14 protein-coding genes are annotated in these 16,855 nt (G+C 62.2%); 7 read left to right on the forward strand and 7 right to left on the reverse strand.

Annotated features, from left to right (window positions below):
- Positions 1–20 precede the first annotated feature (20 nt).
- Both AC2444_RS01915 and AC2444_RS01920 read left to right on the forward strand, forming a co-directional pair.
- Entirely contained in the window at positions 21–1,109 is a 1,089-nt protein-coding gene (locus tag AC2444_RS01915; protein WP_017992956.1) for an ABC transporter ATP-binding protein, read from the forward strand.
- Positions 1,110–1,285: 176 nt separating this feature from the next.
- On the forward strand, positions 1,286–1,639 hold the full coding sequence (locus AC2444_RS01920) for a hypothetical protein (RefSeq protein WP_003545591.1): 354 nt from the start codon (positions 1,286–1,288) through the stop codon (positions 1,637–1,639).
- Positions 1,640–1,719: 80 nt separating this feature from the next.
- Here AC2444_RS01920 and edd read toward each other — a convergent pair whose 3' ends face one another.
- The 5 genes from edd to AC2444_RS01945 form a co-directional block, all read right to left on the reverse strand.
- Positions 1,720–3,543, reverse strand: coding sequence for a phosphogluconate dehydratase (gene edd / locus AC2444_RS01925; protein ID WP_012756095.1), 1,824 nt, complete (start codon positions 3,541–3,543; stop codon positions 1,720–1,722).
- Positions 3,544–3,620: 77 nt separating this feature from the next.
- Positions 3,621–4,319, reverse strand: a complete 699-nt coding sequence (pgl, locus tag AC2444_RS01930) for a 6-phosphogluconolactonase (RefSeq protein ID WP_128449662.1) — start codon at positions 4,317–4,319, stop codon at positions 3,621–3,623.
- Positions 4,320–4,329: 10 nt separating this feature from the next.
- A complete protein-coding gene (gene zwf, locus AC2444_RS01935) occupies positions 4,330–5,805 on the reverse strand; it encodes a glucose-6-phosphate dehydrogenase (RefSeq protein WP_012756097.1) in 1,476 nt (491 codons plus the stop codon).
- 134 nt (positions 5,806–5,939) lie between these two features.
- Positions 5,940–7,238: an NAD(P)/FAD-dependent oxidoreductase gene (locus tag AC2444_RS01940; protein ID WP_012756098.1), complete on the reverse strand. Its 1,299-nt coding sequence runs from the start codon at positions 7,236–7,238 to the stop codon at positions 5,940–5,942.
- A gap of 12 nt (positions 7,239–7,250) precedes the next feature.
- Positions 7,251–8,687: a glutamine synthetase family protein gene (locus tag AC2444_RS01945; RefSeq protein ID WP_012756099.1), complete on the reverse strand. Its 1,437-nt coding sequence runs from the start codon at positions 8,685–8,687 to the stop codon at positions 7,251–7,253.
- Positions 8,688–8,775: 88 nt separating this feature from the next.
- On the opposite strand from AC2444_RS01945, the gene AC2444_RS01950 reads away from it, so the two are divergent.
- The 4 genes from AC2444_RS01950 (at position 8,776) to AC2444_RS01965 (ending at position 15,308) form a co-directional block, all read left to right on the forward strand.
- The gene (locus AC2444_RS01950) at positions 8,776–9,996 is read left to right on the forward strand and encodes a BaiN/RdsA family NAD(P)/FAD-dependent oxidoreductase (RefSeq protein WP_012756100.1); all 1,221 of its coding nucleotides are present in this window, start codon (positions 8,776–8,778) and stop codon (positions 9,994–9,996) included.
- 244 nt (positions 9,997–10,240) lie between these two features.
- The gene (locus AC2444_RS01955; protein ID WP_012756101.1) at positions 10,241–10,384 is read left to right on the forward strand and encodes a hypothetical protein; all 144 of its coding nucleotides are present in this window, start codon (positions 10,241–10,243) and stop codon (positions 10,382–10,384) included.
- A 313-nt stretch (positions 10,385–10,697) separates the two neighbouring features.
- Positions 10,698–13,229: a methyl-accepting chemotaxis protein gene (locus AC2444_RS01960; RefSeq protein WP_012756102.1), complete on the forward strand. Its 2,532-nt coding sequence runs from the start codon at positions 10,698–10,700 to the stop codon at positions 13,227–13,229.
- A 231-nt stretch (positions 13,230–13,460) separates the two neighbouring features.
- A complete protein-coding gene (locus AC2444_RS01965; RefSeq protein WP_017992964.1) occupies positions 13,461–15,308 on the forward strand; it encodes a methyl-accepting chemotaxis protein in 1,848 nt (615 codons plus the stop codon).
- Here AC2444_RS01965 and AC2444_RS01970 read toward each other — a convergent pair.
- Entirely contained in the window at positions 15,281–15,517 is a 237-nt protein-coding gene (locus tag AC2444_RS01970) for a hypothetical protein (RefSeq protein WP_012756104.1), read from the reverse strand. The genes AC2444_RS01965 and AC2444_RS01970 overlap by 28 nt on opposite strands.
- A gap of 90 nt (positions 15,518–15,607) precedes the next feature.
- Here AC2444_RS01970 and AC2444_RS01975 point away from each other — a divergent pair, with 90 nt between their 5' ends.
- Positions 15,608–16,477, forward strand: coding sequence for a LysR family transcriptional regulator (locus AC2444_RS01975; RefSeq protein ID WP_012756105.1), 870 nt, complete (start codon positions 15,608–15,610; stop codon positions 16,475–16,477).
- A 138-nt stretch (positions 16,478–16,615) separates the two neighbouring features.
- Here the strand turns inward: AC2444_RS01975 and AC2444_RS01980 are convergent, their stop codons facing one another.
- A complete protein-coding gene (locus tag AC2444_RS01980; RefSeq protein ID WP_003556636.1) occupies positions 16,616–16,852 on the reverse strand; it encodes an SMc00767 family acetate metabolism repressor in 237 nt (78 codons plus the stop codon).
- Between the last annotated feature and the right edge of the window lie 3 nt (positions 16,853–16,855).

Consider the following 16,855-nt stretch of genomic DNA (forward strand, 5'->3'; position numbering starts at 1 on the left):
GGGAACACAGGGAGAGAGAAATGACTGGACTGACGCTGAAGGATATCCGCAAATCCTACGGTTCCGTGGACGTTCTCCACGGTATCGACCTCGATATCAAGCAGGGCGAATTCATCGTCTTCGTCGGTCCGTCCGGCTGTGGCAAGTCCACGCTTCTGCGCATGATCGCCGGTCTCGAGGCGATCACCGGCGGTGAGATGTATATCGATGGCCATCTCGTCAATGACGTGCCGCCCTCCAAGCGCGGCATCGCCATGGTCTTCCAGTCCTATGCGCTCTACCCGCATATGACGGTGTTCGACAACATGGCTTTCGGCATGAAGATCGCCGGCGAAAGCAAGCAGGAAATCGATCGCCGCGTCAAAGCGGCGGCCGAGAGCCTGCAGCTGACCCAATATCTCGGTCGCCTGCCGAAGGCGCTTTCCGGCGGCCAGCGCCAGCGCGTGGCGATCGGCCGCGCCATCTGCCGCGATCCCAAGGTCTTCCTGTTCGACGAGCCGCTGTCCAACCTCGATGCCGCGCTGCGCGTCGCGACCCGCATCGAGATCGCCCGCCTGAACGAACAGATGGCCGATACGACGATGATCTACGTTACCCACGACCAGGTCGAGGCGATGACGCTGGCTGATCGCATCGTCGTTCTCTCCGCCGGCAATATCGAGCAGGTCGGCGCGCCGCTGGACCTCTACGAGCGCCCGGCAAACCTCTTCGTCGCGAAATTCATCGGCTCGCCGGCGATGAACATCATTCCGGCGACGGTCGCCGGGACTGGAAGCCAGACGACGGTGACGCTGACCGGCGGCATGTCGGTGACGCTGGATGTGGCGACCGACGCGTCGGAAATGGGCAAGCAGGCAAGCTTCGGCGTTCGGCCGGAGGATCTCCGGGTTGCCGATGGCGCCGACTACCTTTTCGAAGGGGAAGTGTCGATCGTCGAAGCGCTCGGCGAAGTGACGCTGCTTTATATCGAGGGTCTGGTCCCGGGCGAGCCGATCGTCGTCAAGCTGCCCGGCATCTATGATGTGAAGAAGGGCCAGAGGATGCGGTTTGCCGCCGACAGGCAGAAGTTGCATCTGTTTGACGCAACCGGCCATACCTACCGAAAGTGAGGCGGCCATTTTTGGGGTGATGGCCCCAAGAATTGTGCGGGACGGGCCGAATTCTCACTTTCTGTTAAAGATCGGCTGCTACCTTTTCCCTGTCAATTTATGAGGGGGATAAGCAGGTGGCCGCTTCCAATCCGTCACAGCCAAAATCTCATTTCCTGAGCAAGGAAGAATCCTTCATGTATGACCGCGAGGCGCGGTTCAAGATGGAGGACACCATGAACGCCGCGCGCATCGAATATACGGAAAAGGGCGTCATGCACGCGGCTTCGCGCCGCTGCGACATTGTCCGGATCTCGATGAGCAGCGCGACGCTCGCGATCCTGACCCAGTTCAGCCTGCCGAAGCAGTTCTATCTGGATATTCCGGATGCCCGCATCACCAAGGTCGGATGCCTGCTGATGAAGGTCAACGCCAACAACACAGTGGAAGTTCGCTTCTTGCGCCTGCTGACGCAGAAAGAGCTGAACAAGATCTTCGTCTACAGCACCCATCCGGCGCACCGCGACTACGTTCTCGATATTCGAGCCTGACGGATAGCACGGGACTGATACAGAAAACCCGCGGGTGCTTTTGCGCTCCGCGGGTTTTTGTTTGTCTCCAGTGACCATGCTCAGTGGTGGAAGAGCACGCTCGCACCCTGGTCCGAAGCTCCAACGGCGCGGCGGAAGGGCGCGAAGAGCTCGCGGCCCATGCCGAATTCATTGTCGGAGAGATCGACGACGACAGGGTCGCGCTCGGCCAAGTCGGCTGCATCGACGAGCAGCTCGAGCGTGCCCTTGATCGCGTCGAGGCGGATGATGTCGCCCTCGCGAATACGGGCGATCGGACCGCCATCGACCGCTTCCGGCGTGACGTGGATCGCCGCCGGCACCTTGCCGGATGCGCCGGACATGCGCCCATCGGTGAGCAGCGCCACGCGGAAGCCGCGGTCCTGCAGCACGCCGAGCGGCGGCGTCAGCTTGTGCAGTTCCGGCATTCCGTTCGCCTTCGGGCCCTGGAAGCGCACGACGGCGATGAAATCGCGGTTGAGCTTACCTTCCTTGAAAGCGTCCTGCAGCTCCTGCTGGCTGTGAAAGATGATTGCCGGGGCCTCGATGATGTGGCGCTCGGGCTTGACGGCGGAGATTTTGATGACCGCCTTGCCGAGATTGCCGCGCAGCATCTTCAGCCCGCCATTCGCCTGGAACGGCGTTTCGATGCTGGAAAGCACTTTGGGATCGACGCTTTTTTCCGGCGACGGCTCGCGCAGGACGGCGCCGTTTTCGCCGAGGCGGGCATCGACCGTATAGGCTTGGAGACCGTGGCCGAAGACGGTGCGCACGTCGTCATGCACCAGGCCGTGTTTCAAGAGTTCCTTGATGAGGAAACCCATGCCGCCGGCCGCCTGGAAATGGTTCACGTCGGCGAGCCCGTTCGGATAGACGCGGGCAAGCAGTGGGACGATTTCCGAGAGCTCGGCAATGTCCTGCCAGGTAAGATGGATGCCGGCCGCCCGCGCCATGGCGACGAGGTGCAGCGTATGGTTGGTCGAGCCGCCGGTCGCATGCAAGCCGACGACGCCGTTGACGACCGAGCGTTCGTCGATCATCTCGCCGGCCGGCGTGAATTCGTTGCCGAGCGCGGTGATCGCCAGCGCCCGCTTGGCGGCTTCGCGCGTCAGCGCTTCGCGCAGCGGCGTGCCGGGATTGATGAAGGACGAGCCGGGCATGTGGAAGCCCATGATCTCCATCAGCATCTGGTTGGAATTGGCGGTGCCGTAGAAGGTGCAGGTGCCGGGGCCGTGATAGGATTTCGATTCCGCCTCCAGCAGCTCGGCGCGTCCGACCTTGCCCTCGGCGAAGAGCTGGCGCACGCGTGACTTCTCGTCGTTCGGCAGGCCTGTGGTCATCGGACCGGCCGGAACGAAGATCGACGGCAGGTGTCCGAAGGACAATGCCGCGATCACCAGGCCGGGCACGATCTTGTCGCAGACGCCGAGGAAGAGGGCGGCATCGAACATGTTGTGCGACAGGCCGACGCCCGCCGACATGGCGATCAGGTCGCGCGAGAAGAGCGAGAGCTCCATGCCCGGCTGTCCCTGGGTGACGCCGTCGCACATCGCCGGCACGCCGCCGGCCACCTGCGCCACGCCGCCTGCCTCGGCCGCCGCCTCGCGGATGATCGCCGGATAGGTCTCGAATGGTTGGTGGGCCGAGAGCATGTCGTTATAGGCGGTGATGATGCCGAGATTGGGGATGCGGTCGCCGGCGAGCGCATCCTTGTCGGCGGGGGAACAGACCGCGAAGCCATGGGCAAGGTTGGCGCAGCCAAGCACCGAGCGCGCGACACCCTTGGAAGCGGCGGCGCGCAGGCGTTCCAGGTAGCGCTCGCGGCTTGGTTTCGAGCGTTCGACGATGCGATCGGTGATCGCAGAAATGCGTGCGTGAGCGGACATGGAAAATCCCTGCCTTGTTCGTTGTCTTTATCTGTTTCGGCGGCTCTGGCCTGAATCTCAATCCGGATGACGGTGGATCAGGGAGCCCAGTAGATCTCGACCGGGGAAGTGGCCCGGCGCAGAACGGCGCGGATCGGCATTTCTGCCTCGTCACCGCTGCCTTCCGCCTTGGCGAGAACGTCTTTTTTGCCTTCGCCCTCAATATGGAGAACCAGGAGTGCGGCATCCTCAAGACTGGAGAAGGTGAAGGTCAGGCGCGGCTCGCCGGCTCCTTCCGCTTCCATGGTAATGATGCCGCGCGGCGTCGACGCATCGATCGCCTTGGCAAGATTGCTGCCGCCGGGAAAGAACGAGGCGGTGTGTCCATCGCCACCCATGCCGAGGATGACGATGTCGAAGGGTGAACTGATCGCCCTGGTCTTCTCGGTTGCGAGCCTTGCCGCCTCCTCCGCGGAGGCGGCATCCTGATAGAGCGGCAGGAAGCGTGCCGCCTTTGCCTTGTTCTGCAGCAGATTGGCATCGACCAGCAGATGGTTCGAGCGCGGATTGTCGGCCGGCACGAAACGTTCGTCGACAAGCGTGATCGTCACCTTGTCCCAGGCGACGTCGCGCGTCGAAAGCGTCTGGAAGAAGACCTTCGGCGTGGAGCCGCCGGAAACGGCGATGGACGCCGTTCCGCGGGCGGCAATCGCCGCCGAAAGCGCATCGGCGACCTTGTCGGCGAGACTGCCGGCGAGGTCTGCGGCGCTGGCGAAGGAATGCAGGGTCGATGCCATCGATTTCGTCCTAGATTTCGTCATGCCAGGTGCGGCCGTCGCGCTCGATCAGCGCGATGGCCTGGCTCGGCCCCCAGGTGCCGGCCGTATAGCCCTGCACTTGCTGGCCGGTCGTTTCCCAACCCTTGAGGATCGGATCCACCCATTTCCACGCGGCTTCGACTTCGTCGCGGCGCATGAACAATGTCTGGTTGGAACGGATCACGTCCATCAGCAGGCGCTCGTAGGCGTCGGGATTGCGGACGTTGAAGGCCTGGGCGAAGCTCATGTCGAGCGAGACGTTGCGCAGGCGCATGCCGCCCGGACCCGGATCCTTGATCATCAGCGACTGCTTGACGCCCTCATCCGGCTGCAGGCGGATGATCAGCTGGTTGGCGTTGATGCGCCCGGCCGCCTGGTCGAAGATCGCGTGCGGGATCGGCTTGAAGGTGATGACGATCTCGGACATGCGCCCGGTCAGGCGCTTGCCGGTTCTTATATAGAAGGGAACGCCCGCCCAGCGCCAGTTGTTGATCTCGGCCTTGATGGCAACGAAGGTCTCGGTGTTCGAGACGCCGCCTTCGAGCTCTTCGAGGTAACCCTTGACCGGGCCGCTGCCAGATGCGCCGGCGCGATACTGGCCGCGGACCGTCGCCTGCTCGACGTTGGAGGCATTGAGCGGCTTCAGCGCCCGCAGCACCTTCAGCTTCTCGTCGCGCACGGCTTCCGAATCCATCGACGAGGGTACTTCCATCGCCGTCAGGCAGAGCAGCTGCAGGATATGGTTCTGCACCATGTCGCGCAGTGCGCCCGCCGTATCGTAATAGCCGGCGCGGCCTTCGAGGCCGACCGATTCAGCCACCGTGATCTGCACGTGGTCGATGTAGTTGGCGTTCCACAGCGGCTCGTAGAGCGCGTTGGCGAAGCGCAGCGCCATCAGGTTCTGCACCGTCTCCTTGCCGAGATAATGGTCGATACGGAAGATCTGCTCTTCCTTAAAGGCGCGGCCGATCGTGTCGTTGAGCTGCAGCGCCGAGGCGAGGTCGCGGCCGATCGGTTTCTCGACGACGATGCGGGTCGACTTGGTGATCAGCTTGTGGTCGTGGATCTTCTGCGAAATGTCGCCGAAGATGCCCGGAGCGACGGCGAGGTAGAAGGCGCGCACGCGATCCTTGCCTTCGTCGAGCAGCTTCTTCAGCTGATCCCAACCGGCATCCGTGCGGGCGTCGACCGAGACGTAGTAGAGGCGGGCACAGAATTTCTCCACCTCCGCCTCGTCATATTCACCCTTCTTCAGGTGCTCGTTCAGCGCGTCCTTGGCGAATTTGCGGTATTCCTCGTGCGTCAACGGGCTGCGCGAGGCGCCGATCACGCGGGTCGGTTCGCTGAACTGGCCTTCGATCTGGCGATGATACAGCGCGGGCAGAAGCTTGCGTTCTGCAAGGTCGCCGCTGCCGCCGAAGACGACATAATCAAAGGGCTCAACGGGAATGATTTGGCTGCTCATGAGCTTGTCTCTCAATCAGGCTGGTTGGCGGCTCTTTTAATCTAATCGATTTAAAAAAGCCAGTGTGCAGTGCAATGAATCTCTCAGGAACTGGTTTTAGAGCGAATTTCCGGAAGAGGAAATCCGCAATCGGACTAAAACTTGTCGCGAAGTGCAAACCACGACAAGGCGAGGAAAAGCAACGGCGCGCGCATCCGGGCTCCGCCGGGAAAGGCGGGAATATCGAGCGATGTGAAGAGATCGAGATCGCCGGATGTTCCAAGCACCGTTTCCGCATAGAGCTTGCCACAGTAGTTTGACAGCATGACGCCATGGCCGGAATAACCGCCGATCGAGATGACGCCGGGCATGACCTCGCGCACGAAGGGCTGGCGCGGCAGGGTGATGCCGACGCTGCCGCCCCAGGCATGGGTGATCTCGATGTCCTTCAGCTCTGGATAGATCTCGGCGATCTGCCGGCGGATGTGCTCTGAAATGTCGCGCGGATTGTCCGAGGTATAGGCTTCGCGTCCGCCGAACAGCAGGCGGCCATCGCCGAATTTGCGGAAGTAGCGCACGACGAAGCGCGAATCGGCCACGGCCTCGCCCCCGGGAAGCACACCGGCATGCCCGTCGAGCGGCGCCGTGGCGCCGATGAAGGAGCGGATCGGCATGACATGGCTCGCCGTTACCGGTTCAAGGTCGCCGATATGACCGTTGCAGGCGATCAGTGCGCGCTCGGCGGTGATCGTTCCCCTTTCGGTTTCGATCGTCACCTTGCCGCCGCTTTGGCGGATCGCCGTTGCCTTGGTCATCTCGAAGATTTCAGCGCCGGCATTTGCGGCGACCCGCGCCAGCCCGACCAGCAGTTTCAGCGGATGGATGTGGCCGGTGCCGACATCGCGCACACCGCAATGGAAACGCTTCGAACCGAGCCTCTCCTGCGTTTCCTTCTCGTCCATAAAGCTTAGATGCGGATAGCCGTACCGTAAGGCGGCGATTTCGGCATTTTCGTAATAGTCGCGTTTGTAGCTCGCCTTGTGTGCGACGTTGAGCTGGCCGGGCACATAGTCGATCTCGATCTGATGCTCGCGGGCGAAATCGATGAGATGGCGCTTGGCCGCTTCGGCAAGATCGAACAGCGCCTTCGAGCGTTCGTAGCCGATCTTCTCCTCGAGTTCTTCCGGCCACCATCGCTGACCGGTGCCGAGTTGGCCGCCATTGCGCCCGGACGCCCCGTCGCCGAAGCGGTAGGCCTCGATAAGGACCACCGAAACGCCTGACTTGGCAAGATTATAGGCGGCCTGCAGGCCGGTATAGCCGCCGCCGACAATTGCGACGTCACATGTTCTCGAGCCGTCGAGAGCGGGGTAGGTGGGCCGCTCCCCGACGGTTGCCTGATACCAGGACAGCCCGGGCGCGATCGGGCTCTGCCACGTCTCCTGCGATGCCATTTGATGCTTGCCTCACACGTTGAGCAGAAGGAATTCCCGCTCCCAGGGGCTGATCACCTGCATGAAGGTCTCGAACTCGCCGCGCTTGACGCCGGCATAAAGGCCGATGAACTGCTTGCCGAACATCTCCTCGAAAGCGGGTTCGTCCTCGAGCAGCGCCACGGCTTCCAGCAGGCCGCGCGGCAGGTCGATCGATCCCTCATTGGCCGAATCCTCGGTCGGCGCCGTCGGCTCGATCTGCTTCATGATGCCGAGCAGGCCGGAGGCGAGCGAGGCGGCGAGCGCGAGATAGGGGTTGGCGTCCGAGCTCGGCAGCCGGTTTTCCACGCGCCGCGCCTGCGGATCGGAGACCGGGACACGGAAGGCGGTCGTCCGGTTGTCGTAACCCCAGGCATTGTTGACCGGGCAGGACATATCGGGCTGCAGGCGTCGGTAGGAATTCACGTAAGGCGCCAGCATCGCCATCGCGCTCGGCACGAATTTCTGCATGCCGCCGATGAAATGGAAGAATTCCTTCGAAGCCGAGCCATCGGCATTGGAGAAGATGTTCTTGCCGGTCTCGATATCGACCACCGACTGGTGGATATGCATCGCCGAACCCGGCTGGCCCTGCATCGGCTTGGCCATGAAGGTCGCATAGATGTCGTGTTTCAGTGCCGCCTCGCGGATCGTCCGCTTGAACAGGAATACCTGGTCGGCAAGTTCGATCGGATTGCCGTGGCGCAGGTTGATCTCCATCTGCGCCGGTCCCTCTTCATGGATCAGCGTATCGATCTCCAGCCCCTGCTTCTCCGAGAAATGATAGACGTCGTCGATCAGTTCGTCGAACTCGTTGATGCCGGCGATCGAATAGCCCTGGCCGCCGAGGATCGAGCGGCCGGACCGGCCTTTGGGCGGGTGGAGCGGATAGTCGGGATCGTCGTTTTTGGCGACGAGATAGAATTCGATCTCGGGCGCCACGATCGGTTTCCAGCCGCGCTCATGATAGAGGCTCATGATCCGCTTCAGCACGTTGCGCGGCGTATAGGGCACTTCGCCGCCGTCCGAATCGACGATATCGCAGATCACCTGCGCCGTCGGGTCGGTCTCCCAGGGCACGACGGACAGCGTCGAAAGGTCGGGCATCAGCTTCAGGTCGCTGTCGCGCGGCTCATAGCGGAAGCTCTCCGTCTCGTCGGGATATTCGCCCGAAATCGTGTGCCGGTAGATGGCCGAAGGCAGCGCCAGCGAGGTGTTGGAGGTGAATTTCGAGCTCGGCATCATCTTGCCGCGCGCAACGCCGGCAAGGTCCGGCGTGATGCATTCGATGTCTTCGATGCCTCTCGCCCTCAGCCACCGCGCTGCTTCCTTCCAGTTCGCAACGCCACGCAGGGATCCGGGTTCCGGGGGAGTTTTCTTCGAGGCGGGTACGTTTCTGGCAGGCTTCAGCGTCGTCTTTTTTGGGGACATGACACACCGGTTTGTATTGATCGTGGCGCCATCATAACCAGACTTTGCCAATTGGCGAGGGGTGGCAAACGTTGACTTTCGCCCTTTGATGGAAAAAGAAGACGCGGGTTTGATCGGGGAAACGGGTTTGCAGCGCAAAAGCGACGTTATCGTCATCGGCGCCGGAGCGGCGGGCATGATGGCCGCCATCCGCGCCGGAAAACGCGGCCGCTCGGTCGTCATCCTCGACCATGCCAGGGCGCCTGGCGAGAAGATCCGCATATCAGGCGGCGGCCGCTGCAATTTCACCAATATCCATGCCGGACCGAAGAATTTCCTCTCCGCCAACCCGCATTTCTGCAAGTCGGCGCTTGCCCGTTTCACGCCCGCCGATTTCATCGCCATGGTCGACCGTCATGGCATTACATGGCACGAAAAGACGCTCGGCCAGCTTTTCTGCGACGATAGCGCCAAAGACATCATCCGTATGCTGTTGGCGGAGATGCGCGCGGCCGGTGCAACGCTGCATCTTGGCACCGAGATATCAGGCGTCGAAAAGACCGAATCCGGCTTCCGGGTATCGACGAGCGAAGGTCACTGTGAAGCATCGTCGCTGATCGTCGCCACCGGCGGCAAGTCGATCCCGAAGATGGGCGCCACCGGCTTTGCCTATCGCCTCGCCGAGCAGTTCGGCTTGGCCGTGCTCGAAACCCGACCCGGCCTCGTGCCGCTGACGCTCGATCCCGGCCTGCTGGAAAGCATCGCGCCGCTCGCCGGCATTGCCGCCCCGGCCGAAATCCGCCACGGCAGGACCGGCTTCCGCGAAGCGCTGCTGTTCACCCATCGCGGGCTCAGCGGCCCGGCCATCCTGCAGATTTCCTCCTATTGGCGCGAGGGCGACGAGATCGTGCTCGCCATCGAACCGGATATCGATATTGCCGCCCATCTGAAGGTGGCAAAGCAGCTCAATGGCCGTCAGTCGCCGCAGACGGCACTCGGCGATATCCTGCCGAAGCGGCTGGCACAATTTCTCGTCGAGCGCGAGAAAATCTCCGGCAACATGGCCGACCTGCCCGACAAGGCGCTGCTGCGTCTTGCCGCCGGCGTCCAGAACTGGGCAGTCAAACCCTCCGGCTCGGAGGGCTACCGCACCGCCGAAGTGACGCTTGGCGGCATCGACACGGCAGCGCTCGATTCCCGCAGCATGGAAGCAAAAGCCGTGCCCGGCCTTTATTTCATCGGCGAATGCGTCGACGTCACCGGCTGGCTCGGCGGCTATAATTTCCAGTGGGCCTGGGCTTCCGGTTTTGCCGCGGGCGAATGCGTCTAATGCAGGTCGCCCAAAAGTGTGCAGCGGTTTTGAGATAACGACATGCATAAAACAAAGACCTAAAGCGCGTCGCATGGTCCCGATTCAGCGCGACGTGCTTTAGAAATGCCGATTCAAGACTTTTTAATAGAGGTGCGCCATCCTGTCTCAATTGGCGGTTTGTAAGGTCGTTCCTAAATTAAGCTTTACCGGCAAGCCGTTTTGTTGGATTGTTGTTGTGTCAGAGAGAAGTGAGGTTTCGACCATGAACAGAAACGCACGACGCGCCCGCGCCATCGCAATTGCCGAGGCAAAGCCCAACGCTCGAATGGTCGCCCTGCGCTATCTGATGCTTGCAGCCGGCGCCACCGCCGCCAGCCTCGCGCTGCTGCTCTCGCACTTCATCTGATCCCGTCCGCAGGCCTGGAGCAAACGTTCCGGCATGGTGATCACCTCACCGCGACGACGCGGCCCATAATTTTGCAACTATTTCACTGCCTTGGCTTAACCCGCCGTCACTGCTTATCCGAAAATTAATATCTAATCTGACACAATTGCTCGCGAATATTTGGGCATCTCCAAGTTGTTTGGACGTGAACTGGCAATGACTGCCGCCTGGCCTCCGGGTTCCCCAATGTAAAATAAGAACAGCTCGATGTGCACCCGGCTGGCGCCATGTGGCCGCCTGCGGGAGGAGTGGTGTATGAAAGGCCCGGAACGCCATGTTGATTGACAAGATTCTTTCCCGCTTCAGGATCAAGACCAAGGTTCTGATCTTCGTTCTGCCTTTCGTCGTCACCATTTCGGCGGTGGGCCTGACCGGCCTCTACGCTTCGGGACTACTGCAGGGCCGCATGGAAATATCCAACAGCGTGCTGCAGTCGCTCAGCGGCTTCAAGGATCTCTATGGTTCGATGGATGATTTCCTGCGCGTCACCAGCCCTGAGGCGCGTGACAAACTGAGCGCGGATCTGAAGATCCAGCAAGGCGTGCTCGACCAGACGCTGAGCCAGGTCGGTGACGAAGCCGCTGGCCGTGACAGCCTTGCGGAGGCATCGCGCCGCACCAAGGAAATTTCGGGCGTCGTCGACAAGCTCTGGGCCCTGCACGAGCAGGAACAGGCATTGCATGAGCAGATCGACGCGGCCCAGAAAAGCGTGATCAGCACCCGTTTCACCGTGTCCTACCAGGCCGAGCAGTTGCAGAGCACCGTCCAGAGCGACGAGAGCGCCGCCACCAGCACCCTTCGCACGGCCGACCGCCTGCTGAAGGGCGGCGATTTCCTCGGCACCGTCGCCAGCGGCTTCAGCAAGCCGCAGACACCGCAGGACAAGATCGCCTTCATCAACGAACAGATGCCGGAGATCATCAAATCGCAGCGTCTGATCGCCATCTCGGTTCCGAGCAATCAGAAGAATGTCATCGAGGCACTGGCTGCGACCATCGACGGCATCAAGGCGATCGTCCAGACGCCCAATCCGACCGACGAGACCGCCACCGAACTCGGCCGCCTTGTTTCGCGCTTCCGCCAGACCTCGACCTATACGCAGCTGACCGCAACGCAGAAGATGCGTGACGCGACCCAGGAATTCGCGGCGCTCGACGGCCGGATCGCCCAGGCCAACTCGGTCCTGCAGGATACGAGGCGCCTCGAAAATTCCGTCTATTCGCTGCAGATCGTTCTTTCCGACTTTCTCGCCGACTCCAGCAAGGAAAATCTCGTGCGTCTGCAGCAGCAGGCCGGCACGCTCGGCAAGGACATGCAGGTGCTGGTCACCAGCGCCAAGGGCATGGGCTTTGCCGAAGGTATATCCGGCGCGATCCAGCCGGCGCTCGACGTCATCTCCGGCGGCGGCTCGAAGATCGTCGACACGATCGGCGAGCGCGTCACGGCCTATGCCGCCGCCCGCCAGGAGCTCGACCAGATCTGGAAAAAGCTGACCGATTTCGCCGAACTGCAGAAGCAGACGGCCGGCACCGAGCGCACTCAGGCAAACAGCATTTCCGTCATGACCACCGGTCTCGGCATCCTGCTGTCGATCCTCGGCGGTATTGCCCTGGTGCTGACGCTGCAGCGCCCGATCAGCCATATCACCGCCGCCATGCGCCGCATCGCCGAAGGGGCGCTGGACACCAGCATCTCCGGCGAGCAGCGCCACGATGAAATCGGCGACATGGCCCGCGCGCTCGGCATCTTCAAGGAAAATGCCATCTCGAAGATCCGCATCGAGGAGCAGAGCGACGAGGAACGCGCCGCCGCCGAACATGAGCGCCTGCGCAACGACGCCGAAAAGCGCGAGATGGATCGCCAGATCGAATTCGCGGTCAACGCGCTCGCCGCCGGCCTCGAACGCATGTCGCAGGGCGATATCTCAACGACGATCGAAACGCCTTTCATCGGCCGCCTCGAACAGCTGCGCCAGGATTTCAACGGTTCGATGATGCGACTGCAGGCGACGATGAGCCAGATCCGCGACAATGTCGAATTGATCCAGGGCAACGGCAATCAGATGGCCCAGTCGGCCGAGGATCTCTCCAAGCGCACTGAACAGCAGGCTGCCTCGCTCGAAGAGACCGCGGCTGCCGTCGATCAGATCACCGTCACCGTCCGCTCGTCGGCCGAACGCGCCAAGGATGCCGACCAGATCGTCCGCCAGGCCAAGCGCAGCGCCGACGATTCCGCCGTCGTCGTCAGCAATGCGATCGACGCGATGAGCCGCATCGAAGGTGCCTCGCGCCAGATCGAGCAGATCATCGGCGTCATCGACGAGATCGCCTTCCAGACCAACCTCCTGGCGCTCAACGCCGGCATCGAGGCGGCGCGCGCCGGTGAGGCCGGTAAAGGCTTCGCGGTGGTCGCGATGGAAGTCCGCGAACTGGCCCAGCGCTCCGCAGCCGCGGCGCAGGAGATCAAGGGGTTGATCAACAAATCGACCAACGAGGTCAATTCCGGCTCGCAATTCGTGCAGGAGACTGGCACGGTGCTCGCCAAGATCAGCGCCCAGATCGTCACGATCAGCCAGCATGTCGAGATGATCGCTCGCGCCAGCCACGACCAGTCCAACGCGCTGCAGAGCGTCAACGCGACGGTCAACCAGATGGACCAGATGACGCAGCAGAACGCCGCCATGGTGGAGGAAACGACTGCCGCCAGCCGCGAACTGGCCGACGAGGCCGGTTCGCTGCGCCGGCTCATTCAGCAGTTCAAGATCGACGGCGAAGCCACCAGTGCGCCGGTCTATCGCGCCGCCTGATCATCGACCGACCCGCCCTTCGTGCGAGCGGCCCCGGAGTTTCCGGGGCCGTTTTTCTTTATTTCGCAGAAATCGCGCTCCGGTCGGATTGCGAGTGGCGGCGTGGCCATCACGCAGAGACGGTCCGTCCGAAACGAGACCGATGAATACCTCCGACAACCCTGATTTACGGAGAATCTTCCTTAACGCTTTTAGTCTAATTTAACCTCGGTCTATCTCCCGGGGGTCTCGATGCTGCGCCTATTCTCTACGTCGATCGTACGCCAGATCGTTGCGATCACGCTGTTTCTGCTGGCGATCAGCACGGCCGCCATCGTTGGCGTGACCTATTACAATTTGAGCCATCAGGTCATGGACGGGGCCGTCTCCGATGCGAATGACGCCGCCCGTGCGATGGCTGTCCTCTACGGCGCGGCTGATCAGGCTGCAAAGATCGAACTGAAGGACAATCAGCTCTTCGCCGTCACCGAAGACGCCATCCCGGCCCTTGCCGATCATTCGCTGGTCGACCGCACCGCGCAGTCGATCGCTGGTGTCGCGACCATCTTCCAAAAGCAGGGCGGCGACTACGTCCGCATATCCACCAACGTCAAGAAGGAAAACGGCGACCGCGCCGTCGGCACCAAGCTGATAGCCGAGCACCCGGCCCAGCCGGTTCTCGCCAGGGGTGAGGCTTATTACGGTCCGGCGGAGCTTTTCGGCCGCAAGTTCATGACCGGTTATTTCCCCATCAAGAATGCCTCGAACGCCAATGTCGGCATTCTCTTCATCGGCATTCCGATGGAGGTCTATTACCAGCGCATGTATGAGCTGCAGATGCTGGTTCTCGGTGTCGGCGCCATCGTCATGCTCATCGTCGGCGTTCTCGCCTTTTATGCGATCCGCCTGTCGGTGAAGCCCTTGCAGGCGCTGACAGCGAGCGTGCACTCGATTTCCGCGGGCGATCTCGAAGGGGCGATCCCCTGTGTCGAAAAGAAGAACGAGTTCGGCGACATCGGCCGGGCCTTGGCGCTTTTCAGCGACAGTGCCCGCGCAAGGCGCGACCTGGAAACCCAGGCTGCCGAACAGCGCGAATTGAGCGATGCCGAACGGGCCAGGAACGATGCCGACAAGCGCTCGCTCGACGGCCAGATCGACTTTGCCGTCAACCAGCTTGCCGCCGGCCTCGGGCGCCTGTCGCAGGGCGATGTCTCGCAGACGATCGGTACGCCCTTCGTTGGCCGGCTGGAGCAGCTGCGCGTCGATTTCAACGCTTCCCTCTTGCGGCTCCAGGATACGCTGTCCGGTATCCGTGACAGCGCTTCGACGATCCAGCGCAACAGCGGCGCCGTCTCCGTCTCTGCCGGCGAGCTTTCGAAACGCACCGAGGCGCAGGCGGCGAACCTCGAGGAGACTGCGGCCGCGGTGGAAGAGATCACCGTGACCGTTCGTTCGTCCGCCGAGCGTGCCCGTGAAGCCAACAATGTCGTGGCTGCGACCAAGAAAACGGCCGACAGTTCCGGCGCCGTCGTCGGCGATGCCGTTGCTGCCATGGATCGCATCGAGCAGGCATCACAGCGTATCGAGCAGATCATCGAGGTGATCGACGACATCGCCTTCCAGACCAATCTTCTGGCGCTGAATGCCGGCATCGAGGCGGCGCGCGCCGGCGAGGCGGGCAAGGGTTTTGCCGTCGTCGCCCAGGAAGTCCGCGAACTCGCCCAGCGCTCGGCCGATGCGGCACGCGAGATCAAGTCGCTCATCGAGACGTCGAGCCGCGAAGTGACGGCAGGCTCCGAACTGGTCCAGAAGACCGGCAGCGTCCTTGCCTCGATCAGCCAGGAGATCATCGCGATCAGCGGCCATGTCGAGACCATCGCCACCGCCAGCCGCGATCAGTCGGCCGCGCTGCAGGAAGTCAACGGTTCGGTCAACGCCATGGATCAGATGACCCAGAAGAACGCGGCGATGGTTGCCGAGACGACGCAGGCAAGCCGCCTGCTTGCCGGCGAAGCCGATACGCTGATGGCGCTGATCGAGCGCTTCCGCATCGTCGCAGAATCGGCACCGGCTCATCTCGGAGCAAGAAGAGTCGCCTGAACCGCGCAGCCGCAGCCGCTGCGGGATTGCGCCGCGGTCTTGCGGTGCCTTCTGAGGTCGAGGTCGAGCGACGTCAGCCAGGCGGCGAAGCCAATGAGGCTATTGTTTCCGAACTCGGCATAGAATCTGTCCTCTTCCGCCTTGCAACCGCTTCGCTTGGGATAGTGCCGATAGCCGATGGTGCCCGCGATGGTGAGCATGTCGATCATGACGATGTCCTTTCCTGTATAAGACATCACCTGATTTAGGCGTCGAATTTCTCTTTATAAACGGGAAAAATCCCGCTATGTTTTTCATTGATGAAAAACGCAAGTTGGGATTCCTATCAGCTTTTCCTGCAGGTGGCCCGGCTTGGCGGGCTGACGGGGGCAAGCACCGCAAGCGGGCTCAGTCCTGCGACCGTCGGCCGACGTATGCTCGATCTCGAGCAGGAAATCGGCCGCGCATTGTTTTCGCGCAGCCAGACCGGATACCGTCTGACCCAGGATGGCCAGGCCCTGCTCGATCACCTGCAGGAGATGGAGGCCGCCGCCCGCAAGGTGGCGGCGTGGCGGCAATCCGGCGAGGGCGGCACGACCGTCAGGGTCGCTGCCGGCACCTGGCTCGCCTGGCTGCTGACCGAGAATTTCGCCGCAATCCGCATGCCGGGCGATGCCTTCGCCATTTCGCTCACCATTGGCGAGGCGCGGGCAAGCCTTGCCTATCGCGAGAGCGATATCGGTATTCGCGCCTTCGAGCCTGAGGAGGCCAATCTTGCCGCACGTCTGCTCGGAGAGGTGGCCTATGCCGTCTATATCAGGCGCAACGCCGCCGAGACCGACGAGCGCTGGATTGCCGTTGCTGAGGAAGAGGCGATATCGGCCTATCTGCGCTGGCCGCACGCCCATGCCGCAACAGGGATCGTCGCTACCGTCAATCGGCCGCGTTCGCTGCCGGATCTGGTGCGCGCCGGCGCCGGCAAGACCGTTCTTCCCTGTTTCGTCGGCGATCTCCATCCCGAATTGCAGCGGCAGGGCGGCGAGTTGCCGGAATTGCGCCACCGGCAATGGATCGTCATGAATGCCGAGGACCGCCACCGCCCGGAGATCCGGATGGTCGCCGACCGCATGACCAAGCTCATCAAAAGTTATGCCGATCTCTTCGCCGGAAAACGACCGAGCCGCGGCTGATGCGAGTCGCCCAAAACTGCGCAGCGGTTTTGGCATTACGCCATGCATCCAATAGAGACGTCGAGCGCCGCGCGCCCGATAGGCCGCGCGGCGATTGAAGAAGCGGGCCGATGTCATCGACCCGCCGGCTGGCTTTGGTCAATGCCGGTTGGTGACGACGACCGGAATCAGCAGGTCGCCCCAGTGGCCGTCGCCGCCGTGATGACGGGCCGAGCGCACCAGTTCGACCGAGACGCCGGCCTCGACGGCTTTCATGACCGATTGGTTCAGCCGATGCAGGTCATTGGCGAGCATGCGGATCGTCGTCTGCTGATCCTCGCTCATGCTTGTCGCCTGCTCCTCGGCCCGTTCTCTGACGCGTGTGATGGATGCCATGAT

This window comes from Rhizobium sp. WSM1328, assembly GCF_057653715.1.